The following is a 25345-nucleotide window of genomic DNA, read 5'->3' as shown; positions in this document are numbered from 1 at the left end:
ACGCAATAAGCCATACCAGTAAAGGGATGTGAATTAACACATCCCGAGAGCACCTACCGTTGCTATGTTCTGACAATGCATGAAGTTTGCGAAGTTTCAATCCGTCAAGAACAAAGCGCTAAGTATGCGCCTTTTCCATTATGTCGTGATTCTTACTCAGAATCATCGGCAAATATACGAATAATGTTTGAAAGAACAAAAGTTTTTTGCAAAAAATCCTCATTGAGGGATAAAATTCATCAAAATCCTCCCTCTCTGAGGGATTTTTCTGTATTTAACCACGCTATGCGAAATTTTTATTGTACTTTTGCACCCGTGCTTGGAAAAGCAACAAATAAAACAGAAGAGTAAACGATATGACAGAAAAGAATAGCATACCCCAATTCGTGAATAGTGAATCTATTATGTCGGATAGCAACTATGTGAAGTGGCTCTCCGATTTGAAAGAGCAATCCGCAAAGAATTCCACTAGCAATAACAACGATTAAGAAAGCATAAACAGAATATGGTTTTAAATTACATTTGGATAGCATTTTTCGTGATTGCGTTCATCTTCGCACTCATCGGATTGGCAATGGGAGATACGACTATCTTCCAGAAGATTGTAGATTCCACCTTCGATTCTTCCAAGAATGCCTTCGAGATTTCTCTCGGACTGACGGGCGTGCTCGCCCTCTGGCTTGGCATCATGAAGATTGGAGAGAAGGCGGGAGTTGTGAATGTGTTGGCAAGAGCACTCAGCCCGGTCTTCACCCGTCTCTTCCCCGATATTCCGAAAAACCATCCGGTGATGGGAAGCATCTTCATGAACATCGCTTCGAATATGCTGGGACTCGATAATGCGGCAACGCCTACCGGATTGAAGGCGATGCAGCAGATGCAGGAACTCAACACGAAGAAGGATACGGCAACGAACCCGATGATTATGTTCCTGGTTCTGAACACCTCAGGACTCACCATCATCCCTACCACCATCCTCGCCTTCCGTGCTTCCTATGGTGCAGCCCAGCCTACGGATGTCTTCATCCCTATTCTGATGGCTACGCTCGTGGCTACGCTTGCCGGAATCATCATCACTTCGCTCTGGCAGCGCATCAACATCCTGCAGCCGGTATTGCTCGCTACTCTGTTGGGAATGTGCGCCTTCGTAGGCATCATCATTTGGGGATTCGGACAGATGGACAAGGATACGATGAACACGGTTACCACCTTGGCTTCTAACATGATTCTCCTGGGCATCATCCTCAGCTTCATCCTGGCTGGTTTCTGGAAGAAGGTGAATGTTTATGATGCATTTATCGAGGGAGCGAAGGAAGGTTTTACTACGGCGGTGAAGATTATCCCTTATCTCGTAGCTATCCTTGTGGGCATCGGCGTGTTCCGTGCTTCGGGAGCGATGGATATGGTGATTCAGGGCATTTCGTGGTCGGTAGAACAATGCGGCTTGAATGCCGATTTCGTAGGCGCCCTACCTACCGCCATCATGAAACCGCTGTCTGGAAGTGGTGCACGAGGCATGATGCTGGAGGCGATGAAGAACTATGGTCCTGATTCGTTTGTGGGCAGATTGAGCTGCATCTTCCAGGGTTCCACCGATACCACCTTCTATATATTGGCAGTATATTTCGGAAGCGTAAGTATCAGGAATACCCGCCACGCCGTGGCTTGCGGCTTGCTTGCCGATTTGGCAGGAGTCATCGCAGCAATCGCTATAGCATATTTATTCTTCGGATAAGAGTCTCCCACAGATTTCACAGATTTACACAGATAATCTTTGAATGACGGCGCAAGCCCAATTTAACATTTAATACTTAACATTCAACATTAAGAAAGATAATGGCAAGTTTAAAATCACTCGCAAAGGATACCGCCATCTATGGTTTGAGCAGTATCATCGGCAGATTCCTCAACTATCTGCTTGTACCACTCTATACGGCAAAGATCAGCGCCGCAAGTGGTGGTTATGGTGTCATCACCAACATGTACGCCTATACGGCGTTACTCCTCGTTATCCTGACCTACGGAATGGAGACCACCTTCTTCCGTTTTGTCAACAAGGAGGGAGAAAACTCGGAAAAGGTTTATCACACGGTATTGAGCATGGTGGGCTTCACTTCCCTACTCTTCATCGCCCTGGTATTCCTCTTCATCACGCCTTTGAGCGATGCGATGGGCTACGCCGACCATCCGGCTTATGTATGGACCATGTTCGTAACCGTGGCTATTGATGCCTTCCAGTGCATTCCATTCGCTTACCTCAGATACAAGAAGCGCCCATTGAAGTTTGCTGCCTTCAAGTTGCTCTTCATCGGTCTGAACATTGCGCTCAACCTGGTTTACTACGTCATCATGGATGGTCACGATGTGGGTTATGCTTTCTACATCAACCTGGTTTGTACCGCCTCCATCACCTTCTGTTTCTACAAGGAACTGAAGGAAGGATTCATGGGCGAGAAATGCTCCTGGAGCGAGTGCAAGGTACTCGTCAGGAAGATGATGGGCTACAGCTGGCCTATTCTCGTACTCGGTATTGCCGGTATTCTGAACCAGACAGCCGACAAGATTCTCTTCCCTTACATCTATGAGAAGGGCGATGCGCATGCGCAGCTCGGAATCTACGGAGCAGCCAGCAAGATTGCGATGATCATGGCGATGATTACCCAGGCTTTCCGCTATGCTTACGAGCCGTTCGTTTTCGGCAAGGCGAAGGATAAGGACAACCGACAGACTTACGCTTCGGCGATGAAATATTTCGTCATCTTCACCCTGCTCGCCTTCCTGGTGGTAGTAGGTTATCTGGATGTATTGCGCCACATCATCGGTCGCGACTACTGGGATGGTTTGAAGGTAGTGCCTATCGTAATGGCTGCCGAAATCATGATGGGAGTTTACTTCAACCTCAGTTTCTGGTACAAGCTCATCGACAAGACCATCTGGGGTGCTTACTTCTCAGGCATCGGTTGTGCGGTATTGATTGCCATCAACGTTATCTTCGTACCTGTTTATGGTTACATCGCCTGTGCCTGGGCTGGTTTTGCTGGATATGGAACAGCCATGCTTCTCTCCTACTTTGTGGGTCAGAAGAAGTATCCAATCAACTATCCGGTGAAGGAGATTATGATTTATGTGGTTCTCGCCCTCATCCTCTTCGCAGGAATGACCGAGGCTAACAGATACTTCTCCAGTGGAATTGCCTGCCTCATCAACACGGTGCTCATCCTCATCTTCGCCGCTTATCTCGTGAAGAAGGATTTCCCATTGAAGAGTCTGCCAGTGGTGGGAAAATACTTTAGAAAGTAAGAGATTCCAATCATTGAGATTATATTCCAAGAAGTCCGTGGACAATGTGTAAGTCCACGGACTTCTTTTGTTTATATTATACAGAACCTTCACATGCGGTTCAAGAATAGACAAAAGGACCCAATGTTCCTGGTCCCGAGCAATACTCAGGATATAATAGCAGCCAGCAAGGCGCCCTATAAGAGCTAAAGCAAACGGCTGAGTGAACGAAACGAGACGACTGAGTATTTTGAAGGATACGGCTCCGTTAACCGAAGGATACGGCTCCGTAAGCTGAAGAATATGACTGCGCAAGTGAAAGAAGACGTCTGATCAGGTTCAAAGAGATAGAATATGGAGTTCAAGGAGACTGCTTCTGGAAAGTTGCCACTAGGCTCAGCAGCTCTGCTGAGCCTAGTCAGCAGGTCTGCTCACTGCAGTCAGCAGGTCTGCCGAGCCTAGTGACAACACCTTTTAATCGTACAACAATACCCCCTTTAGTTGTACGACTGTACACCTTTTAGTTGTACAACTACACACCCTTCAGTTGTACAACTATAAACCTTTAGACGTACAACAATGAATCCATCGATTGTTCAACTTGACTTTTTCTCCCATTCTATACCTCAAAAACAAGAAATAGTCCGAGAATTCTCAAAAAAAGTAATCTTCCTTTTCGTTATTCCCTCATAAAAGTATATCTTTGCAACGATTATTCCCTCATAAAAAATAAAGAGCATGAGAAAGATACTACAAGACAAGATCAATATGAACGATATCAACAAGATATGCATCATGACACAAGGTAAGGAGAACGACCACCGGAAGGAAGAGCTTTACCAACTCACCTTCGATGAAAACGACCGCGTATCGTTCAATGCGCTTTGGGCTTTAAGCCATTTCGATGAAGCCAACAACCCTTGGCTCTTTCAGAAATATGACGAACTGATAGATAGGGTTCTCGTAGAGAAGAATGAGACCAAGCGCCGCCTGATGCTCAATCTTCTTCTCCGTCAGCCTTTCGAGGAAGAATCACTCCGTTCTGATTTCATCGATTTCTGCATCGCCAAGATTACCGCCTGTTCCCAGCCCTACGCCATCCGCTGCTACTGCATGAAGCTCGCCTACGAGCAGATGAAATACTATCCCGAACTCCTCGAAGAGTTAAGAATGGCTCTGGATATGCTGGAACAGGAGGTTCTATCACCAGGAATGTTATCGGCAAAAAGGCAAATTATGAAGAAAATCAAGCGAAGCCTTGGAAAATTCGGGAAATAGTCGTAACTTTGCAAACGTAATATTCTAACAATATAATACATAAATGGATGGAGATACAACTGAACGATTATCACAAGAAAGTCAATGCCCAGAAGATGGCTTCCATGGCTTATTGGCGAGAGCATCCGCTTTCGCTGGAGGAGTGCTTAGCTCAATTCAAGCGCTTGCGGGAACAACGGCTTGCAAGGGAGTCCAAATTGCAAGGTTAAAAGACTGGGCTAAGGAGAATGATTGCTGGATTGAAAATCCGGAGTCATTAGGTGTGTTCTCTGACCGAGGTTCAGAGAACGAGGTTTATATGGCCTATGATGGAATACACGTTTATAAACTTAACGACTTCCGTTATTCTGACGACAACCTTACTCCATTCTTTGAACGAATTCCTGCCCATAACCAATACTTTCCAGATTGCGCCTACGATTTCATCGGTTTCTCACAGAATCGAGATGGAAAAGTTTGTGCTGTCCTTCGCCAACAGCTTGTTGTTAATGCGAGGGAAGCTACTCCCGAAGAAATCAAGGCTGAGTTTGAGCGCATCGGTTTTCACGCAGAAGACAATGGAGAATATTTCACCAATGGCATTCACGACATCTTCGATGCCGTACCAAACAATGTTTTGGTTGGTGATGATTGCAACTTCTACTTCATCGACACCATCATCTTCAAATCAGATACGGATGGATTAGATACCTACAAGAAATACTCTCCGAACTATTCAAAAAAAGAGTGAAGCTCATGCCTCACTCATTGTCTCTTCTACGTAAGTTATCAAAACTTTGCTCAACTAATTGCAGAGCAAGTTATTCGGGAACTAATGCAGATGTTGGAATTATCATATTAAAAGCTTCACCCTCTATATGAACAACAGCATTTCCCCGTATAATTTTAATAAATCTTGCCCGACGTCCAGCAGGAATCATTTTTGCCCTACCATCAAGTAACATCTGGGTAACGCCCATATCATTCTGATCCACAGAATATTGTGTTAAAAGCGCATTGTTTTCCTTATCATAAGTAGCTATTGTGTTCTGTTGTATGACATATTCTTTGTTGGGAATTAATTCATCCATACAACCTATTGCATCAAGACTCGGTTTACTTGAAAACTTTATCAACAGTCCCAAGACAATACATAGTAAAACTATCACATAAAACTTTTTATTGTTACTTTTGCTTTTACCTTTTGTTGAGTTTTCGTTATCAACTATAGGCTTTATTAATTCTCCTTTTTCTCTATCATTTAACACAAAATCATCCGACGCAGGAGTCTTAACCAGATTTGCTTCCACCAATATAGCTAGTGCTGGAGATTGCACACCACCAACATAAGGCTTGAGAGTCGTTGTATTGATAATAGGTAAATCTATATAGGCATTATATAGTTTTGCCAATTTAATTTGAAAAGAGGTTCCGATTCCTCTTTTGCCGCATATCAAATTATCAATGACATGAATATCATAATATTTCTGACCAGTCACACTTGTCGCACTAGTAACCTTAGATAATGTGCAGACAAATTCGTTATAAGATAAATACATTATTACCAACTATTTTGCCAACTGTTTCCCAGAAGTATAGCGGTTAATAAATAGGAAAAGCGTGGGAACTATTGCTTATATGCCAGGACTGAGGTTGTGGAAGGACCTGCTTGTTGGCAATGAAACAATAGCCCACGCTAGAAGATATATCATGCCCTTTAGAAAAGGGTATAATTATCCTATGCGTGAGCTGAATTGCCATTATCCAAACAAGTATTGAAACTTCCACATTTCAGTCCTTGGATAATATCAAAACGCTCTATATTAAATTGAGTCTTCATCACAACAAGTCTTTTCATGCCGCTCCAACTCGAATGCAAAGGTAGTTATTATTTCTGAAAATCGTATCATTTTAAATAAGTTTTTTCTAAGAAAAATAATGTTTAGGCACACAAGTAAGCTATAAATGGGCAATTCTTTAATATTTTACCCTAAATCATTGGTAATCTCGGGAAATAGTCGTAACTTTGCAAAGTTAAATATCAAGCATTACATCTATGAATAAAGATAATATCAACGAGTTCGCATCCTTCGATGAGTATCTTCGACAAGGAGAGCCTTCGCAGAAGGAAAGCGCAGAGAACTGGAAGACGGCTATCGGATTGCAGGCTGTAGATGGGCTGCAACCATCGGCGTATCTCATAGATGTGGCTAAACGAAACATCGAAGGGGAAATCTCTCTGGATGAAACCAGGAAACTGATTGACTCTTACTATCAGAGCAAGACGGTCCGTACACCTAAGGATGAAGACGAGGAAGAGGCAGATAAGGTTTCGGTCAACATCGCGAAGATTCTCGCCAGCAAGACCTTTGCCTTCAATACCAACGGATATGTTTCCCTGCACCGAAGAATTTTCGAGGGAGTATTCAAGCACGCAGGAGAAATCCGCCAATACGATATTTCCAAGAAAGAATGGGTGCTCGAAGGAGATTCCGTAAACTACCTGAATTGGGAAGACTTGCGAAGAGCCTTGGATTGGGATATTGAACAGGAGAAGAACTTCTCATATAAAGGTCTGACGGATGATGAGAAGATTGAGCATATTGCCAAATTCATTTCAGGCATCTGGCAAATCCATGCTTTCAGAGAGGGAAACACCCGAACCACGGCAATTTTCACCATCCAATACCTCCGCTCGTTAGGATATGAAGTGAACAATGAAATGTTTGCCAAACACTCCTGGTATTTCCGCAATGCCCTGGTTCGTGCCAACTATCGAAACATTCAGAAAGGCATAGATTATTCTCCTATCTACCTGGTTCGTTTCTTCAGGAACTTACTCCTAAAAGATAGTTGGGTTCTCAAGAACAGATATTTGCATATCCGGCCGACTGATGAATGGAAAGAGCAGCCAAGAATAGGTACCCCACAAGTACCCCGCAAGCTATCCTCAAGTACCCCACAAGTACCCCACAAGTTCAGTCAACATGTGGAGACTCTTATTCTATCCTTTAACGATGAATATATGACATCTGCGGAAATTATGGGTGCAATCGGACTAAAGGACAGAAAAAGTTTTAGTGAACTATATTTAAACGCTGCCCTCTTAGAAAAAGCTATTGAAAGGAAATATCCAAACACCCCAAGACATCCACGCCAGCAATATCGAATGACAGAACAGGCAAAGACTTGGAAAGAATGGTATGAGAAAAAGAATAAATAACATCATAATAAAAATAGAAAACAAAAACAAGTAATGAAGAAAAAAGCAACGGTCCTTATCGCCTCTATCATGGCGTTCTGCGGAATCAATACCGCTCACGCTGACGAGGGAATGTGGACGATTTACAACTTGCCTAACGCTGTGTATGAGATGATGCAGCGCGAAGGCTTCAGTATGACTTACGACCAGCTCTACAACGGCGAGAACGCCTTGAAGAATGCTGTGGTTAACTTCTCGGGCTATTGCTCGGGCGTAGTCGTTTCTCCAGACGGTTTGGTCTTTACCAACCACCATTGCGGTTTCGAGGCTATCAGAAGCCACTCTACCGTGGAGCACGACTATATGCTCAACGGTTTCTTTGCTAAATCTTACGCAGAGGAATTGCCTAACGAGAATATGTTCGTCAGCTTTATGGTTGAACAGAAGGATGTAACCGATAAGGTGATGAGCCTCGGATACGAGAAACTCGACAACAAGAAGCGCGATGAACTCATCGATTCTCTGGAGAACGAGATGACTAAGGAGGTGAAGAAGAACGATTCTACCCTCCATATCACCGTTCAGCCTTTCTACGAGGGCAACAAATGGTACGCTACTACTTACCGCGACTTCACCGACCTACGTCTGGTTTTCACCGTACCAAAGTCTATGGGTAAGTTTGGTGGCGATACAGACAACTGGATGTGGCCTCGCCAGACCTGCGACTTCTCTGTATTCCGCATCTATGCCGACCCTAAGACCAATGGTCCTGCTGCCTACAGCAAGGATAATGTGCCTTATCATCCAAAGCGTTGGGCACAGGTTTCTCTCCAGGGTTACAAGGATGGCGACTATGCGATGACCATGGGTTACCCAGGCAGCACAGAGCGCTATCTCTCAAGCTACGGAATCCAGACCATGCGCGATGCTGAGAATGCGCCTCGTGCCCAGGTTCGTGGCGTAAAGCAGGAGGTGATGCAGAAGCACATGCGTGCCGACGAGGCTGTGCGCATCAAGTATGACAGCAAGTACGCCCAGAGCTCCAACTACTGGAAGAATGCCATCGGTATGAACAAGTGTATCGACTCTATCGGCATCGTGAATCTGAAGCGTGAGTACGAAACCCGTCTCCGTGCTTGGCAGGATACAGCCAAGGCAGCCAACGACCTCGCCCACAAGGTAGATTTCGACAAGCTCGCCAAGCTCTACAAGGAGAGCGCAGACGTGAAGTATGCCTGGACCAACTTCGCTGAATCTTTCACAAGAAGAAGCAACATCGAGTTCTCTACCCGTGCCATCAAGCTCCAGACCAACATGGAGGTGAAGGGTCCTGAGAAGAACAAGAAGAAGCAGTATCATGAGTTTGAAGATAACTCTGCAGAATGGGATATGGCGCTCGATAAGGAGGTGCTCGCTACCCTCTTGAAGAATTACAAGGAGCACGTAGACAGCAAGTGGTTGCCTAAGTTCTACAAGACCATCGACGCTGAGTTTGGCGGTAACTACGCCAAATATGTGGATTATCTCTGGGAGAAGTCGCTCATCATGAAGAAGGGTGCCAAGCTCTATTTCAACAAGAAGGGATATGAGAAGGATCCAGGCGTAAGCTTCGGTATGGATTTGAACGATGTATTTGCAGATTTCGCTGCTCAGATGGGCAGCATCAACGATAGCATCGCCGAGCAGGAGAAGTATCTCTGTGCTGCCAAGCTCCGTATGGAGGAGGACATGCCTCACTACAGCGACGCCAACTTCACCATGCGATTGAGCTACGGTCAGGTAGGCGGTTTCGACCTCGGTGGCAAGCCATCAGGCTATTATACCACAGCCGAGAGCCTCGTTGAGAAGATGAAGCAGGGCGATAAGTTCATCGATTACTACGCTGAGCCTATCATGCACGAGCTCCTCTCTGAGAAGGATTTCGGCAAGTATCAGGATAAGACGACTGGCAAGATGCAGCTCTGCTTCCTCACCAACAACGATATTACCGGTGGTAACTCTGGTAGCCCTATGTTCAACGGCAAGGGAGAGTTGATTGGTCTTGCCTTCGATGGCAACTGGGACAGCCTCAGCTCTGACATCAACTTCGACAAGCGCCTGGCTCGCTGCATTGGTGTGGACATCCGCTATGTGCTCTACCTGATGGATAAGTGGGGACACGCAGACCGCCTCTTGAAGGAGATCAATGCAAAGTAAATTCTATCTCTGAATCAACAGAGATGATATAAAAAGAGCGGAAAATCAGCTGTTAACTGTTAACCTGTTAACTTCTGGCTTTCCGCTCTTGTTTTATTTTGTTTTTCTATTCTTGCTATCTTACTGATTTTCAACTTGTTTTATCTAAAAGATTCGCAACTTACAGGTTTCCGATTAATATTGCGAGATATTATTCAGCTCCTTCAATGAAACCTGACGAGGCTTTTCGGCAAGTTTCTTTTTCAATTCATCCACCGTTATTTCTGCAGATGGATTGAAATCGGCAGAGCGCATATAGTTCAGTACACTCTGATAGAAAGCCTTGCCTTCCGGGTATTTGGCAGCCTTCTCCAAATCGCTCATGCAGACGAGGAGCTTTCCGGCTCCCACCTTCCATTCCATCACCAAACCCAACTTATGATTTCGCTCGATATTATCTATCACCTGAACAATCGGGCGATAATCCTTGGCGAAGTTGTCAAGCACCAGTGGATGCGATTCCTTGATAACCGGGAACCATTGCCAGTTGGTGTGCATTTCCGTAGGGAAACTCTTGAATATCGGATGATTTGGATTCGTAAGAATGCCCAGAGTTCCTGGAGAAACCTTCTTTTTGTTGTTCTCGCAGATGGTCTTGAACATACGATAGTTCCAGTAATCGGTCTGGAAGAGTCCGCCCACTGTATAAGGAGTAGCATTACCTGCCTGCGAAAGCGTATCATCGGCAGCCACGAAATGGCTGGAAGCCGTAGGCATCCAAAGCACCTTTCCGCCCTTTTCCAAGACTTTCACCACTTCATCATTCAAATCCTTGGCTATGATAACACCCTTCTTTTCCAAAGCCTTCTTCGGATAAATCCAAAGTTCGTAGGAGTTTCTCGCCTCTGTTCCTTCAATGTTTAATGTAAGAAGCAGCTTGGTAGGTTTCTGCACGTGGAAAACACCATTCAGTTCACCCACATCCACCAAACCTTCATCGTATGAAAAGATGTTCAATACTCCCTCATCCTCAGCCATCAAGTCGCTCACATTCTTTCTCACTTCACCATCCTTGGTGCTGAAAGTTCCATCATCCATACAGAACAATCCGTTCTCGGCAGCCAGATGCCATTTCAGTTTCTTGCCCTTCAGCGAAGAACCGCCATAATTGGCTACCTTTACCTTAGCCTGAATCTTCTCGCCATCCACGAAGCAGAACTTCTTCATTTCCAGCAGAGGAACCACAGGCGAACACCACTGGCGCCATTCCTCGGGCGTAGTGATTCCCTTGCTCTCCATAAACGCATCCAGGATGCCTACGAAAGCACTTCCCTGACCGGGATAATCCTGAATATCGAGCAGTTGGAAGCCCGCCATATTCCGGGTTCTCAAATCCATCTCTATATCGGCTTTATAGAGTTTCACGCTCCATAAGCCCGAAGCCTTGTGGAAATCATCAGCCTGCGAAAGCATTCCGGCAGCAGCCAGCCTGCGGCGGAACACTTCAAAGTTATAAGGATGAAGCACTCCGGTGTATTTCTTCATCTCCCGATAATCAGGATAGGTCTGAAACTGGCCTGTTTCGTGAGAGATGATTGGGATTCCTGCCTTATCGCAAGCCTCATCAAAATTCATCGTAGAATTAGGATGGAAATGATTGATCATTCCTCCATCGTAGGCATCGGCAAACGAGAAAGAACCACGGGTATGAGTATTGTATTTGCCCCATCCCTCGCCTCCGATGCGGCAAGTGGTGAAGTAATCCATTCCCTCTTTTATCCCCTGATAACCGAGATAGTAATTGCTGCCGAAGGTATAGTATTTATCTGGCGCAATCTTGCGGAAATCATCCACAAACTCCTTCATCTTGTCAATGTCGCCCCAGAGTTCATTACCCAGCGCCATCATTCTGAAAGATGGATGATGACCGTATTCTCTGAGGATGTTCTCGCCTTCCTGATACAGGAACGCCATCAGCCTTTCATCCTTCTTGTCAAAAGAACCCCAGAAAGGAAGCTCCGGCTGGAGATAGATTCCCAGACTGTCCGCTGCCACGAAAGCTGCCTCCGGTGGGCACCAGGAATGAAAGCGCACATGGTTGATTCCATACTCCTTGCAGGTTCCGAGATACTTCATCCAGCCTTCCACGCTCATCTCTACATGTCCCGTCAGCGGCCAGACAGCCGCATCGTGCTTGCCACGGAGGAATATCCTATGACCATTGGCGTAAAAGTGAGCGCCCTCAATATGGAAATTCTTAGCGAAATCGGGCATCTGAAGGGCGGTAGGAGAAGCTACAGAACGGCTAGGGATTGCTCCTGTTAGAGTTTCTGCAGATTTGCTCTCTACAGAGCTGGCTAGCTGGAGTTCTATCCTTCCGATAATTCCATTCCAGTTGGTTTGCGTATCTTCTGTATAAGCATGGCTGGAGCCGTAAACCTGCTCTGGCACACCTCTTCCATTATCCACGACGATTTCCAGGAGATGCTTGCCCGGCTTCACCTTCTTTGGCAGAAGATAGCGCTGGGGAGTAGAAATGAAGTTGCAGGAATCCACCAGTTCTCCATCCACATACACCCATGTCGGTCGGGTACGCTCCAGGAAGAGTTCTACCGGCTTCTTCCAGTCCTTCGGGATATTGATGGTTCTGGAATATCTTGCTGCTCCTTTATAGGCATAGAGTCTCGTAAGATGCGTAGTCTCCATCGTATCTTTCGGAGCGAATCCCAGATGGTTCGTATCGATGGTACCGGGAAGAATGGCACGCTTCACCTCACCCTGCGAGGCACGCTTACTCTTGGCGAAAGCGCTACCGCTCTTTCCCAACTCCACATTCCATTCACCCGCGAGCGAAATGCTCTGTGCTTGCAAGCCCAGACTTACCAGTCCCAGACAAGCGATAAGAATAGTTTTCTTCATTAACTTATTACAGAATATCTTTTAGGGTTAAAATTGCGTATAAAGATACAATAAATTTGATGTTTACGGCTGCAAATATACAAAAATTGCGGTAAAAACACCGCAATTTACCAAAGAAATTGCTGTATTTTTACCGCAAAATATGGATATTGCATCAAAACATCCCCTTTGATGCAGGCTTTCATCTTATTAAAATCGCTGCCGAAACTACTTTTTCTTAGGTCTGCGACGAGCCCAGCCTTCTTCCTCGAAGTTTGGTTCCTCACCCTTGAACTTCACGTTGTCGTTGTTCTGGAAGAACTGGCGCCAATCGCCTGTATCCTCCTGAGGGCGAGACTTTCTGCCGCCACGAGATTCACCACGGCTTCCACGTCCTCCCTTTCCACGAGCATCTCGAGAGTCTCTTGCATCATCAGAAGAACCTCTGCGGCCACGACCTTCCGAACCGCGACCTCCTCTTTCTGAAGAACGACCGCCTCTGCCCTCAGAACTGCGGCCGCCACGGGCTGCTCTGCCATGACCTTCCTCATCAGCATCGTTACATCTTACGGTTCTGCCCTTGTACTCAGTACCGTTCAATGCCTTCATCACGCGCTTCGCATCCTCCTCAGGCACCTCGATGTAGGCAAACTTACTCAGCAGGTCGATGTGACCCACCTCCTGGCGACCCTTCACGTGCTTGTTCAGATACTGCATGATTTCGCCCGGATAGAAACCATCAGCCTTACCCAGGTTGATGAACAGTCTCTTGAAACCTGCCTCAGTCTCATGCTTTCTGCGGCCGTTAGAAACCTTGCCACGGCCCTCGCCACGGCTTCCACGACCTTCGCCGCCACGGGAGCCCTTGCCTGTTTCTGGCTTGATAATCTCAGGAGCATTCTTATAGTAATCGAGGAACTTACCGAAGGTGATGGTTACCATCTTCTTGATGATGTCCTCCTTGTCGATGTACTCAAACTGGCGGTTGATTTCAGCCATGTATGGTTCAATCTGATCCTCATCCACATCCGTCTTCATGATATCGTCCATGGTCTTAAAGAGCTGCTTCTTGCAGATTTCCTCTGGAGTTGGCAAAACGCCGTCCACGAACTCCTTGCCAATCTGCTTCTCAATCTGGCGAACCTTGAACTTCTCTCTGGTATGGATGATAGAGATGGATGTTCCCTTCTTTCCGGCACGACCCGTACGGCCGCTTCGGTGGGTGTAACTTGCCACATCATCAGGCAAACCATAGTTGATAACGTGAGTCAGATCATCTACGTCCAGACCACGGGCAGCCACATCGGTAGCCACCAGGAACTGAACGGTATGGTTGCGGAACTTCTGCATGGTGAGGTCACGCTGCTGCTGACTCAAGTCGCCGTGCAGCGCCTCAGCATTATAACCATCCTTAATCAGCTTATCTGCAATATCCTGAGTCTCCAGCTTGGTGCGGCAGAAGATAATCGCAAAGATGCGTGGATAGAAATCCACCACGCGCTTCAGGGCGAGATACTTGTCCTTGGCATTTACCAGATAGTAGATGTGGTTTACATGCTCAGCACCCTCGTTGCGCGAACCCACTACGATTTCCTTGTGGTCGTGCAGGTAGTTGAGGGCAATCTTCTCGATGTCCTTGCTCATGGTAGCCGAGAAGAGCAGAGTGTTTCTATCTTCCGGAACGTTCTCGAAGATGGCATTGATGCTCTCAGAGAAGCCCATGTTCAGCATCTCGTCAGCCTCATCAAGCACCACGTTGTTCACGTTCTCCAACTGAGCCACGCCACGATTAATCAAATCGAGCAGACGGCCAGGGGTAGCCACGATAATCTGCACACCATGTTTCAGGGTGCGAATCTGGCTTCCGATGTCAGTACCGCCATAAACAGCGGCAATATGCAAACCGTCGATGTACTTGGCAAAACTGTTCAAATCGTCTGCTATTTGGAGGCAGAGCTCACGTGTAGGACTGAGGATGATAGCCTGTGTCTGCTTGCTGCTGGCATCAGTTTTCTGGATAACCGGAATACCGTAAGATGCAGTCTTACCCGTACCGGTCTGCGCCAACGCAATTACGTCGTTCTTATTACCAAGCAAATATGGGATTACTTCTTCCTGAACTGGCATTGGATTCTCAAATCCAAGCTCTTCGATGGCACGGCGAATCTCCTCGCTCACGCCTAATTCTTCAAATGTCTTCAAATCTTTTTAACCTTAATTCATTATAATCAAAATGGAAGGCCGAATTCACCCTCCCAGCCATGAATTAGGGTGCAAAATCCTTCCGAAACGCTTGCGGCAATCCCACGCATTTATTAAGATTGCCTAAATTCGGGTGCAAAGATACGAAAAAAATGTGAGTTTCTTGCAGATTTCTGCAATATTTTATTACCTTTGCATGAAAGTTACAACAAGCAGATAACCAAGAAAACTTGAAATATATGAAAAAAGTTATTTTCACCCAAGAATGGATTGCTTTGCATCCATACGAAAAAGCAGACGAAACAGATCTGTATTATACAGAACTCGCCAACGAAATATACCACGCTCTTGACGAGGCGTGCTACACCCATAACTTCAAGAATATGGATGACACCAAGCAGCTAGCACTCAGCATTGCCGGTTATTTCGAAGATGTGATTTCGGGCACAGGCATTTGGAAGACTTTCACGGAAGAATGCAAGCAGCGCTACGGCACCTACATTCCTTTCTATGAGAAAGAAAGCGAATTCATCAAGAGTACGCTCAACGAAGATGACCCGGCTTACGACCCTGAGGAAATCAACATCGCTGATGTCAAGTTCCTGCTCTGGCACCATTACCAGCAGAGCAGTTTCGTACAGGAAGCCGTTCCTTTCCTCTTCGGAACCCTGGAACTGGCTGCCAAACTTGCCTACAACATTCTCGACAGAGAGTATGAAACGGCTCCGGAAAACGAGCGTCTTCTGACTTATCTCAGCGAAATGCCTGAGATAGAGGGCAACGCTGAAACGACCGAAGAGGAAATCGAGAAGAACAAGGAGTTGGATGAGATTCACCGTCGCGACACCTTGGCATGGTTCCATTATGGCTGCTATTTCAACGTGGGCAACCAAAAGCGCCTGCAGTTTACCCTCCAGCAAATAGCAAACTCGCCTCAGGGTCTCACCGAACCGCTCGCTTATTCTGTGCAGATGGAAATGACCATCGCCGGCAGAAACAATCTCTTGGCGTTCACTTCTTACGAATGGCTCCGCAAGATTTGCAGGAACATGCCTACCCACAAGCTCTGGGAGGATGAGGAGTTCAGGAAGAAGGCTATAGAGCTACATGAAAAGGTGGATCATGAGAAGGCGATTCACGACTACAATCTGCTCAAGGCGAAGGGATACGAAGACAAGTTCATCTTCCTGGAAGATGTGAAGACGCTGAAGGAATTCCTCAAGGAGATTGAATTCGAGTTGCCAAAGGACATCCGATTCCCTCAGAAATACGAGAAAGGCATCATCTTAAGCGGAAGTCCATATACAGGCATCAACATCAGTTTCGGCCTGGCTCATTGCATCGCATCTCCTGAGAACCCATACTATGTTCAGGAGCGTGCAGAGACCGACAGCTTTGGCATTATCAGCGGCAATGGTCTCCCATTCCCTTACGAAATTGTCTGCAAACTGATAGAAAACAACCTGATTCCTGACGCAAACATCTTTACGAGCCAGTATGTAAAGGAAGAAGGCTTGAAGATTACGCAGGCAAACCTCCAGTTCCTTGCCGATTACTACTTGATGGGCAGAAAGGACAAAGACCTGTCGCCTAAGGAGTTGTGGTAAAGACGCATTCAGCATACTCAAAAAGTTCACTACGCTAACTCCATTTTTTAGGGGGTTAGCGTAGTAGACTTTTAAAGATTTATAAAAGAAAGAGCGGAAAATCAGCTGTTAACTCTGTTAACCTCAAGCTGTTCTTCCGCTCTTTATTTATTTCTTATTTCAAATTCTTATCCAGAAACTCCAGCATTTTCTCCTGTGCCTTCAAACCGCAGGAATGAGGGATTTCCCAAAGCTTCGTATCCAGCAGATTATCTGCTCCCTGACTCTTCCAAACCTTGTGCATTTCGGCGAAAGCATCTTTTACACCGGGCACAGGGAAGAGCTTGTCTTTTGTGCCGTTGATGAAGAGCATCGGCTTCGGACAGGCGAGAGAGGCGATGTGTGGATAATCGAGATATTGGCGAAGACCGGGGATGCAATTCGCAAAACCGCCATTCTCCTTTCTTCCAAATCTCCGGGTAAGCTGCGCATCTGTGGTAATCATCCAGCAGATGGAAGCACCCGCCTTGATTCTATCCGATAATGCAGAGAGCATCCACGAGCGATAGGCTCCCATCGAACAACCCACGCATCCTATACGCTTCGCATCTACCATCGGCAGCGAAGCCAGGAACTCGGTGCTGGCGATATCATCGTAAGTCATGAAGGCAGAGAGGTCTCTACCCAGCATCATCATGTTGCCGGCAATGAGATCGTATTTGTTTCTATCCACGCCCTCCTTTCGTCCTCGCTCTCCCCACATCGGAGCATCTGCCGAAAAGACCACGTAACCATGTTTCGCCAGATAATCGCCCACGTATTGATTATCGTAAAGTTGCCTTACCCACGCATCCGCATCATCCAGAATCTCCTGACAGAGCGCCTGCTTCGTAGGGGAATCTTTTTCTTCCGGAGTAAAGAAAGGACGAATCATCTTCTCCTTTCCGATAAAGAGATGGGCACCATGATCATGAAGCGCATTGACTGTTGGGAATGGTCCCTTGCCATCCGGAATCAGGAGATAAGCCGTAATTCGGGAATAGGCGTTGATATTAAAGGCGATTTTCTGCGCCTTATATCCGTCTCTCTGCTCCTCACCGAGCACTTCCATATCCCAAGCCGCAGCCGCTTTCGGAGGCGTCATCATGCATTCAAACACCTTCGCCCTTGCCGCCTTCTTCCACTTCTTGAAATTCTTAATCGGACTGTTTCCCCAAGCCATCGGATAGGTCAGTTCCTTCTTCAGCGTTTCTACATAGGTAGGAATCTCTCCCTGCCATTCATACTTCTCCCGCTTCTGAAGCTTCGGCTTCGGAGAGGTCTGAGCAAGCACCACCGACGCCTGCAACAATGCGATGATACTATATGTGATAATCCTTTTCATTCTGTTGTATCGTTTATAAGATTAGTTATTGTTTGCAAAATTAAGAAATTATCCGCAAAAAGAGCCCAATTATCTCGATATTTTTGCGTACCTTTGCCTAAAACATTCATAAACAACAGATAAACATCAATCAAATAGAAGATAAAGACATGAAAATAGCAGTTTTTTGTTCGGCAAATAAGAATATCGACCCCGACTTCTTCACTTTGACTGAAGAGATGGGAAAGTGGATGGCAGAGAACGGCCACGACCTGGTTTTCGGCGGCTGCAACTCCGGTCTGATGGATTGCATCGGCAAGGCAGTGAAGGCGAATGGCGGCAGAACCATCGGTGTGGTTCCTACGCTTGTAGAGCGAGGCGGCAGAACCTTCCCTGACCTCGACATCGAGATTCCGTGTGATAATCTCAGCGACCGCAAGGACCTGATGCTTACCCAGAGCGACCTCTTCGTAGCCCTTCCTGGCGGCATCGGCACCCTGGATGAAATCTTCACCATCGCTGCAGCCCACACCATCGGCTACCATCACAAAATGGTGATTCTCTACAACATGAAAGGCTTCTGGAACTCCACCATCGCCCTATTGGATGACATGGCAGAGAAAAGCATGATTCGTGGCGATTGGCGAGATGTAATTGAAGTGGCAGATAACCTGGAAGAGTTAAAGGCGATAGTTGAAAATTCCCATTAATATGATTTTTCGGCAAACTTGCACATTTCTCATATCAAAAAGTGGCAAACTTGCACATTTTTGATATTAAGGAAGGAATAGAAACCTATAAACGAAATACTCAGAAACAAAAGAAAGAGCGGAAAAACAACTGTTAACTGTTAACTCTGTTAACCCCAGTTGCCATTCCGCTCTTTTATAATAATCTCTAACAAGAAATCTTTTATTCTGCCAGCAGCTTCTCTGCCATAGCCTTACCTAGAGCCTCGCACTGCGCCTTTACCTCTGGAGTAATCGCCTGCTTCATATCTACAGGCTCGCCTACAGCCTCGTAGTGGAGCTTGGTTTCGTTCCACTCCTGAATCTTTGCTACTGCCTTGCTTGCCCAGCAATGAGAACCATACCAACCGAGGAGGTGGTTCTTGACGTCCTTATTGGCAAGCTCGGAGAGGAGAACCTCCATCTCGTGATAAAGACCGGCATTGTAGGTTGGAGCACCCACGATAAGGCCCTTGTAGCGGAAGATGTCGCGCAGGATGTAGCTGTGGTGAGTCTTCGAGATGTTGTACATTACGATGTTCTTCACGCCAGCCTTGCTTGCTGCACGGGCGATGATTTCTGCCATACGCTCGGTGTTGCCGTACATGGTGCCGTAGCAGATAACCAAACCCGGCTCCGTCTCGTACTTCGACATCTTATCATACATGCCGATCACCTTCTCAATATGCTCGTGCCAAACCGGGCCATGGGTTGAGCAGATGTAATCCAGCTCCACGCCAGCCAACTTCTTCAAGGCATTCTGAACAGGGATTCCATACTTACCCACAATGTTTGAGTAGTAGCGAACCATCTCCAGCCAGAAAGTCTCGCAGTTGATTTCCGTATCGATGATTCCGCCGTTCAGCGCACCGAAGCAACCGAACGCATCACCTGAGAAGAGCACCTTGTTCTTTGCATCGAGCGTTACCATGGTCTCTGGCCAGTGAACCATAGGGATGAGAACAAAGCTCAGCTCGTGGTTGCCCAATGAAAGGGTTTCGCCATTCTTCACCTCTACCACGTCATCTGTTACGCCGTAGAAGCCTTCGAGCATTCCCAGGGTCTTCTTGTTGCCCACAATCTTGATGTTAGGGTAATATTTCTTGATGAGGGCGATGGAGCCGCTGTGGTCAGGTTCCATGTGGTTGATGATAAGATAATCGATTTCTCGGTCGCCAATCACCTCGTGGATATTCTCGAGGAACTGGGTGAAGAAATCAACCTCTACAGTATCTACCAGCGCTACCTTCTCATCGTCAATGATATAAGAGTTGTAGCTCACTCCGTTAGGCAAAGGCCAGAGGCCCTCAAAACGATGCTTGTTGCGGTCGTTTACGCCTACGTAATAAATCTTGTCTGTAATTTCTGTCATATCTTTTCTTTATTTTACAATGTTCTATAATAATATTTAAAGCTTTTGCCCTTACAGGGCGACAGGGTGAAATGCTATTTATACCCAGGGTGTTGCCCTGGGCTAGGAGCTTCTGCCCTTTCAGGGCGTATTGCTAGAATTACAATTCCTTCTTCTTTTCTTCTCCGAATTTCTTGGAAACATAATTGTAGATGTCCTTGCAGCATTCGGTGGAGAATTCTTGAGCCGAAACAAGGAGACTGTCCCATTGCGCCTCAGATAAGCCGCGGTCGATGTCCTCGCGGGTGATTCCATCCTTGATCAGTCCGAACACGAAGCCTGCGTTGAAATTATCGCCGGCTCCGATAGTGCTCACCGGTTTCATCTTCTCCGAAGGATAACTCTTGGCAAAGCCGTTCTCGGCACGAACCTCTACAGGCTCAGCGCCCTGGGTGCAGATAAACTTCTTGCAGTAGAAACTGATTTCGGCATTATAAACCTTATCCGCCTCCGGTTTCTTGTAGAGGATTCCGAAGTCCTCGTGGCTTCCGCGTACGAAATCAGCCATCTCCAGGTTCTCTATCAGATTAGGTGTAATCTTCATGATTTCGTTCTGATGAGAAGCACGGAAGTTGATGTCGTAATAAAGAATGGCGCCGTGCTCCTTCGCATACTCCAGGAAGCCGGCAACCTGAGGACGGACCACAGGATTCAGAGCGAAGAACGAACCGAAGAGCACGATGTCGCCAGGATTGATTTCCGGTGTGGCAAACTCCAGCTGGTCGTGAGGATGATCCTTGTAGAAGATGTAGTCGGCATTGTTGTTCTCGTCGAGGAAAGCCAGCGAGAGCGGCGACTTCGATTCCGGGAAGATGCTCACATTGTCAGCATTCACCCCATTATCTCTCAAAAACTGAATCACATACTCTCCTATGCGGTCGTTGCCCGCCTCGCTGATAAACGAAGCATTTACGCCCGCACGGCCCAACGAGATGACTGCATTGAATGATGAGCCACCCGGTACTGCCTCTATTGGCTTGCCGCCCTTGAAGATGATGTCAAGCACGGTTTCTCCTATTCCTATTACTTTGCGCATTGTTTTTTGATGTCTATATTTATTTTTTGGGAGCAAAGATAAGTCTTTTTGGCGATAATGCAAAATAAATGACTATTTTTTTGGATAAATTACATTTTCAGTGTAACTTTGCACCTTGAAATGAAATACAATACTTATACACTCGATAATGGACTCCGCATCATCCACCTGCCTTCAGACAGCAAGGTGGTGTATTGCGGTTACCAGATTAACGCCGGCACCCGAAACGAGGAGCCGGGCGAAGAAGGACTTGCCCACTTCTGCGAGCACGTTACTTTCAAGGGCACAGAGCGCCGCAAGGCGTGGCACATTCTCAACTGTCTGGAGAGCGTGGGAGGCGACCTGAACGCCTACACCAACAAGGAGGGCACGGTTTATTACTCCGCCATCCTCAAGGAGCACATCGCAAGAGCCGTAGATCTGCTCACCGACATCGTTTTCCATTCGGTTTATCCGCAAGCGGAAATCGACAAGGAGGTAGAGGTAATCTGCGATGAGATAGAGAGTTACAACGATTCTCCTGCCGAACTGATTTATGATGAATTCGAAAACATCATCTTCAAGGGTTCGCCGCTGGGCCACAATATTCTGGGCACAGCCGAGCAGGTTCGCTCGTTCAAGACAGAAGATGCGCTGCGCTTTACAAGAAAGCTTTACCGGCCGGATAATGCGATATTCTTCGCTTACGGAGACATTGACTTCAAGAAGCTGGTGAAGCTTATCAGGAAGGCGCTCGCAGATGATGATTCGGGCAAGGTTGCTGAAAATGCAGCGAATTCAGTGGGCAAGCTTGCTGAGGAAAAGCTCCCACAGATTTCACAGATTACACAGATTTCAGGGGATGAGAATTCTATTACTACAGAAAAATCTGTGTCATCTGTGAAATCTGTGGGACCTGAAAAATATCCATCTGTGGGACCTGAAAATTATCCATCTGTGGGGAAAGAGATTGCCGGGCAGACGATTGTGATGCAGAAGAATACGCATCAGGCTCATGTGATGATTGGAACCCGCGCCTACGATGTGAACGACAGCCGCAGAATGCCGCTCTATCTGCTCAACAATATGCTGGGCGGACCGGGAATGAACGCCAAGCTGAACCTAGCCCTGCGCGAGCACAACGGACTGGTTTACACCGTAGAGAGCACAATGGTGGCTTATGGCGATACGGGCATTTGGAGCATTTATTTCGGCTGCGATGAGCACGACGTGAAGCGCTGCCTCCGCCTGGTTCGCAAGGAACTGGATAAGTTCATGCAGAAACCGCTGAGCGAGGCGCAGCTCAAGGCCGCCAAGAAGCAGATAAAGGGACAGGTAGGCGTGGCTTGCGACAACCGCGAGAACTTTGCCCTCGACTTCGGCAAGAGCTTCCTTCACTATGGCTGGGAGAAAAATGTAGACCGACTCTACGAGCAGGTGGATGAAATTACTGCCGAACAGATACAGGCCGTGGCTCAGGAGTTGTTTGATAAAGACAGGCTCACCACGCTGATTTTCAGATAATGTTGATTTTCAGACAAATAGCTCAAATAATAAGAAAATAAAGAAGGCAACAACTTGGGTCGTCATGCGACTTCCCTCGTTGTTGCCTTCGTAATTTAATGAATTAAAAACTGCTTTTTTCTTAAAAACAACTAACAATTAACCTAAAAACTTAAACCTAAAAACCTAAAATGAAAATCTATAAAACCTAAAACGAATTCTTAACAATCTATATATGAAATCCCCAATCAGAATTTATCACGAAAACTCTCAGGGGACAGTATGAATTTCAAATGAAAAGGAGTTTTTACTCTCCTCTCTGATTTCGGAAGCCCTTTTGGCTCCCTACTGTTTTTTACTCAGCTGTGCATTGCTGCCAGCCATTTTTTAATCTCGGCTCTTTTGGAGCCCTTCGCATGGCTAATCTCCGATTAAGCCAACTTGTTGCTAATAGCACCAACTTCAGCTACACATGCAACAACTACTGCGAAAATCATTCCTAATACTAACATAATCTTTTCCTTTCTTAAATTTGTTATCTTAAATATACAATCTTGTTGTTTTACCTAACAAAATCTTAACTCTCTTTATTTCTTACCTCCCGAAGGAGGATTTCTATGCTCTCTTAGCTTCGTAGCTTATTTGCCGCAGTTCATTCCGAGGTTCATACCTGCGCAAGCAACTACTGCGAATGCTACTACTGCTACTGTCATTATCCCGAACATTGCCATAATCTTTTTCCTTTCTTTTAACCTCTTAATCAGTCTCTTCGAGATTTTCCAGAAGTCTTCGTCCGAATCTCAGAACCTGGTTCCGAACCGGCCTCAAACTTGTCTCGAATCGATTTCATAAGTTATCCTTACTGAATCAATCTTTTATCCTTTTTTCTTTTTCTGGTGCAAAGGTACAACTTTTTGTGTGCGCACACAAATATTTTAGGAGAAATGTTTCAAAAAGCCCTTTTTTCTTGATTAAGGTCAAGAACATTTACATTCTCATTACAAAAACGGGCTATTTTAAAGCTTTTGCCCTTTCAGGGCGACAGGCGTGCTGCTAAAACGTGAGGGGCGTGGCATTTCACCACGCCCACTCCATTATCACCGCTACGCAGCCACTCCTGGCGTTCCATAGTGCCCATACTTGGCGATGAAACGGGCGGTCTTGGTGAAGGTGCCGTCCTCGTTCTTCATGATGAAGCCACGCTTCTTCCAGTTGCACAGCAGGATGGCAAGCTTCGTCTTGGTGCCATGAACCTGACAGATGTTCTGAATCTCAGTCTTGCCAAAGGTGTCATGAACGTAGAGAAGAAGATTGCTCACACCGGGAGTATGGCACACAGAGCGGCTGTCTGCATCTATCGCCTCCTGCATCTGATTGCCGAAGAAACGCATCTTGCACCACAAATCATACTTCACGCTCCATACGATGAAATCCTCTATCGTCTTCTCCCACTTCTCGCCATTCGCCAGATAAAGCACCATCGCGCGGCGGAAACCATTCGCCAGGCCACGCTTGGCAAACTCGGCGTAAGGCTTGTTGTAAGCCAGCTGAGCCATCTCCATAATCTCATTCTCCAGGCGCTCGATAAGCTGGCGAGCCTTACGGCACTCCTTGAAACCGCTGGCTGCGTTCAGCTGCTGGATGTAAGGAGAAAGCTGCGACTTAAACTGCGCATCATAACTGCCCACCTCCGGACGCGGAGCGAAATCGGGACGGATGATGGTGGCGAGCGACAGGCGGCTCACGGCTCCATCAGCCACCTCACGAACCGAGAAGAACTTCTGCGTAACGGCAATGGTGCTCGAAGCATTCCAGTTGAAACGGGTCTTTACGCGGGCTGTAACGCTCTTGGTTCCTACTCGCTCCTGGCCGTCCTCTGAATTGTCCCAGCAGAGGCGAATCAGCTGGCTAGGGTCGTTAAACTTCCTGAGCATGTCTACCTCGTCCATCTTGCAGTAGAGATAAGCATCGCCAGCCTTCTGTACATCGTCGAGACGCTGGATGTAGGCAGCGCGGGTAAGGTCGGGCGAAACGATGCGGATGCAGATGTCTTCCGGGCGCACAGGCTTCTTCTTGTTGTCGCCCATGGTGTTCACCTCGTCCTTCCAGTCCTGCTCCTTCTGGCGGTTCACCTTATCCATCTGAACCAGGTCTTCGATGATGCAGTCGATGGGTCCGTTGACAAGCGATTTGCCTGACGACATGGCTGCAATGAGCAGATTCATCATCGCCGCCTCGTGCACCTGATTATCCGTGTAGCGGAAGGTTACGCCCTTAAGATGAGCGGCAAGCGGAGGCGCTGCAGTTCCTCATCGTCTATCTGCTCCAGCTTATGAAGAATGCGGTTTCTGGCCTGCGTCATTTCGCGGGAATAATCGCTGCGCTGGATTTCGAGGAAACTGCTGAGCCGCTCTCTTGCCTCAGAAAGGCAATCAGAAAGTTCCTCGCGCAGCATCGCCTCAGTTTCTGCATCAAGAGAGCCTTCAGAGAGCGTATTCTGGAGACGGATGATGCTGTTGATGACGCCTTCGAGCATCATGGTGCAGTCGCTGAAGCGGGTGAGTTGTTCGATGGGCAGCACAGGACCGGAATATTGCCAGTCATCATAAATCTTATCATCATATATTTCGCGGCGCGCCTGCTCCATCTCCTCATCAGAAACATCAGAGAGTGCCCTCACCATGAGCTGCAATCCAGCCTTATCGCCCTCGTTCTTGCTGTTGCAG

Annotated in this window: 17 protein-coding genes; 9 read left to right on the top strand and 8 right to left on the bottom strand. The window is 46.8% G+C overall.

The window, feature by feature from the left end; translation table 11 throughout:
- Positions 1 to 505 precede the first annotated feature (505 nt).
- The 4 genes from KUA46_RS13385 (at position 506) to KUA46_RS13370 (ending at position 5287) form a co-directional block, all read left to right on the top strand.
- Positions 506 to 1735 (top strand): nucleoside recognition domain-containing protein, encoded by a 1230-nt coding sequence (locus KUA46_RS13385; protein ID WP_119227406.1) that lies wholly within the window; start codon positions 506 to 508, stop codon positions 1733 to 1735.
- Positions 1736 to 1836: 101 nt separating this feature from the next.
- Entirely contained in the window at positions 1837 to 3300 is a 1464-nt protein-coding gene (locus KUA46_RS13380) for an oligosaccharide flippase family protein (protein ID WP_022121361.1), read from the top strand.
- 717 nt (positions 3301 to 4017) lie between these two features.
- Positions 4018 to 4557 (top strand): hypothetical protein, encoded by a 540-nt coding sequence (locus KUA46_RS13375; RefSeq protein WP_022121362.1) that lies wholly within the window; start codon positions 4018 to 4020, stop codon positions 4555 to 4557.
- A 142-nt stretch (positions 4558 to 4699) separates the two neighbouring features.
- Positions 4700 to 5287 (top strand): hypothetical protein, encoded by a 588-nt coding sequence (locus KUA46_RS13370; protein ID WP_264913769.1) that lies wholly within the window; start codon positions 4700 to 4702, stop codon positions 5285 to 5287.
- 70 nt (positions 5288 to 5357) lie between these two features.
- On the opposite strand, the gene KUA46_RS13365 is transcribed toward KUA46_RS13370, so the two are convergent.
- A complete protein-coding gene (locus tag KUA46_RS13365) occupies positions 5358 to 6095 on the bottom strand; it encodes a hypothetical protein (RefSeq protein WP_194252939.1) in 738 nt (245 codons plus the stop codon).
- A gap of 497 nt (positions 6096 to 6592) precedes the next feature.
- Here KUA46_RS13365 and KUA46_RS13360 point away from each other — a divergent pair, with 497 nt between their 5' ends.
- Positions 6593 to 7759: a Fic family protein gene (locus tag KUA46_RS13360; protein ID WP_218487538.1), complete on the top strand. Its 1167-nt coding sequence runs from the start codon at positions 6593 to 6595 to the stop codon at positions 7757 to 7759.
- 33 nt (positions 7760 to 7792) lie between these two features.
- Positions 7793 to 9934 carry a S46 family peptidase gene (locus KUA46_RS13355; RefSeq protein ID WP_218487537.1) on the top strand — a complete coding sequence of 714 codons (2142 nt, stop codon included), beginning with the start codon at positions 7793 to 7795 and terminating at the stop codon, positions 9932 to 9934.
- Positions 9935 to 10108: 174 nt separating this feature from the next.
- Here the strand turns inward: KUA46_RS13355 and KUA46_RS13350 are convergent, their stop codons facing one another.
- Both KUA46_RS13350 and KUA46_RS13345 read right to left on the bottom strand, forming a co-directional pair.
- Complete coding sequence (locus tag KUA46_RS13350) at positions 10109 to 12832, bottom strand: beta-glycosidase (RefSeq protein WP_153139079.1); 2724 nt, start codon at positions 12830 to 12832, stop codon at positions 10109 to 10111.
- Between the two features lie 207 nt (positions 12833 to 13039).
- Positions 13040 to 15013 carry a DEAD/DEAH box helicase gene (locus KUA46_RS13345; RefSeq protein ID WP_153139077.1) on the bottom strand — a complete coding sequence of 658 codons (1974 nt, stop codon included), beginning with the start codon at positions 15011 to 15013 and terminating at the stop codon, positions 13040 to 13042.
- A 239-nt stretch (positions 15014 to 15252) separates the two neighbouring features.
- On the opposite strand from KUA46_RS13345, the gene KUA46_RS13340 reads away from it, so the two are divergent.
- Positions 15253 to 16620, top strand: coding sequence for a DUF3843 family protein (locus tag KUA46_RS13340; protein ID WP_218487536.1), 1368 nt, complete (start codon positions 15253 to 15255; stop codon positions 16618 to 16620).
- A gap of 154 nt (positions 16621 to 16774) precedes the next feature.
- Here the strand turns inward: KUA46_RS13340 and KUA46_RS13335 are convergent, their stop codons facing one another.
- On the bottom strand, positions 16775 to 17983 hold the full coding sequence (locus tag KUA46_RS13335) for an alpha/beta hydrolase family protein (protein ID WP_217746210.1): 1209 nt from the start codon (positions 17981 to 17983) through the stop codon (positions 16775 to 16777).
- 149 nt (positions 17984 to 18132) lie between these two features.
- Between KUA46_RS13335 and KUA46_RS13330 the strand changes: the two genes are divergently transcribed.
- Positions 18133 to 18672 (top strand): TIGR00730 family Rossman fold protein, encoded by a 540-nt coding sequence (locus KUA46_RS13330; RefSeq protein ID WP_153092333.1) that lies wholly within the window; start codon positions 18133 to 18135, stop codon positions 18670 to 18672.
- A 202-nt stretch (positions 18673 to 18874) separates the two neighbouring features.
- On the opposite strand, the gene KUA46_RS13325 is transcribed toward KUA46_RS13330, so the two are convergent.
- Entirely contained in the window at positions 18875 to 20062 is a 1188-nt protein-coding gene (locus tag KUA46_RS13325; RefSeq protein ID WP_153092331.1) for an FprA family A-type flavoprotein, read from the bottom strand.
- 139 nt (positions 20063 to 20201) lie between these two features.
- Positions 20202 to 21137 (bottom strand): PfkB family carbohydrate kinase, encoded by a 936-nt coding sequence (locus KUA46_RS13320; RefSeq protein WP_022122017.1) that lies wholly within the window; start codon positions 21135 to 21137, stop codon positions 20202 to 20204.
- 120 nt (positions 21138 to 21257) lie between these two features.
- Between KUA46_RS13320 and KUA46_RS13315 the strand changes: the two genes are divergently transcribed.
- Entirely contained in the window at positions 21258 to 22640 is a 1383-nt protein-coding gene (locus KUA46_RS13315) for a M16 family metallopeptidase (protein WP_022122016.1), read from the top strand.
- A gap of 1082 nt (positions 22641 to 23722) precedes the next feature.
- On the opposite strand, the gene KUA46_RS13310 is transcribed toward KUA46_RS13315, so the two are convergent.
- Positions 23723 to 24847, bottom strand: coding sequence for a hypothetical protein (locus KUA46_RS13310; RefSeq protein WP_022122014.1), 1125 nt, complete (start codon positions 24845 to 24847; stop codon positions 23723 to 23725).
- 38 nt (positions 24848 to 24885) lie between these two features.
- Positions 24886 to 25302 (bottom strand): hypothetical protein, encoded by a 417-nt coding sequence (locus tag KUA46_RS13305; protein WP_022122013.1) that lies wholly within the window; start codon positions 25300 to 25302, stop codon positions 24886 to 24888.
- Positions 25303 to 25345 lie beyond the last annotated feature (43 nt).

This window comes from Segatella copri (genome assembly GCF_019249765.2).
GTDB classification, from domain to species: domain Bacteria; phylum Bacteroidota; class Bacteroidia; order Bacteroidales; family Bacteroidaceae; genus Prevotella; species Prevotella copri_K.
The sequence above is the reverse complement of the archived record's forward strand: the minus strand, read 5'-3'. Positions and strand labels throughout refer to the sequence as shown.

What these genes read in the sequence shown, in the direction of transcription:
- KUA46_RS13385 (WP_119227406.1), top strand. Translation starts at nt 506, where the DNA reads ATGGTTTTAAATTACATTTGGATAGCATTTTTCGTGATTGCGTTCATC.
- KUA46_RS13380 (WP_022121361.1), top strand. Translation starts at nt 1,837, where the DNA reads ATGGCAAGTTTAAAATCACTCGCAAAGGATACCGCCATCTATGGTTTG.
- KUA46_RS13375 (WP_022121362.1), top strand. Translation starts at nt 4,018, where the DNA reads ATGAGAAAGATACTACAAGACAAGATCAATATGAACGATATCAACAAG.
- KUA46_RS13365 (WP_194252939.1), bottom strand. Translation starts at nt 6,095, where the DNA reads ATGTATTTATCTTATAACGAATTTGTCTGCACATTATCTAAGGTTACT.
- KUA46_RS13360 (WP_218487538.1), top strand. Translation starts at nt 6,593, where the DNA reads ATGAATAAAGATAATATCAACGAGTTCGCATCCTTCGATGAGTATCTT.
- KUA46_RS13355 (WP_218487537.1), top strand. Translation starts at nt 7,793, where the DNA reads ATGAAGAAAAAAGCAACGGTCCTTATCGCCTCTATCATGGCGTTCTGC.
- KUA46_RS13350 (WP_153139079.1), bottom strand. Translation starts at nt 12,832, where the DNA reads ATGAAGAAAACTATTCTTATCGCTTGTCTGGGACTGGTAAGTCTGGGC.
- KUA46_RS13340 (WP_218487536.1), top strand. Translation starts at nt 15,253, where the DNA reads ATGAAAAAAGTTATTTTCACCCAAGAATGGATTGCTTTGCATCCATAC.
- KUA46_RS13335 (WP_217746210.1), bottom strand. Translation starts at nt 17,983, where the DNA reads ATGAAAAGGATTATCACATATAGTATCATCGCATTGTTGCAGGCGTCG.
- KUA46_RS13330 (WP_153092333.1), top strand. Translation starts at nt 18,133, where the DNA reads ATGAAAATAGCAGTTTTTTGTTCGGCAAATAAGAATATCGACCCCGAC.
- KUA46_RS13325 (WP_153092331.1), bottom strand. Translation starts at nt 20,062, where the DNA reads ATGACAGAAATTACAGACAAGATTTATTACGTAGGCGTAAACGACCGC.
- KUA46_RS13320 (WP_022122017.1), bottom strand. Translation starts at nt 21,137, where the DNA reads ATGCGCAAAGTAATAGGAATAGGAGAAACCGTGCTTGACATCATCTTC.
- KUA46_RS13315 (WP_022122016.1), top strand. Translation starts at nt 21,258, where the DNA reads ATGAAATACAATACTTATACACTCGATAATGGACTCCGCATCATCCAC.
- KUA46_RS13310 (WP_022122014.1), bottom strand. Translation starts at nt 24,847, where the DNA reads ATGATGAATCTGCTCATTGCAGCCATGTCGTCAGGCAAATCGCTTGTC.
- KUA46_RS13305 (WP_022122013.1), bottom strand. Translation starts at nt 25,302, where the DNA reads ATGGTGAGGGCACTCTCTGATGTTTCTGATGAGGAGATGGAGCAGGCG.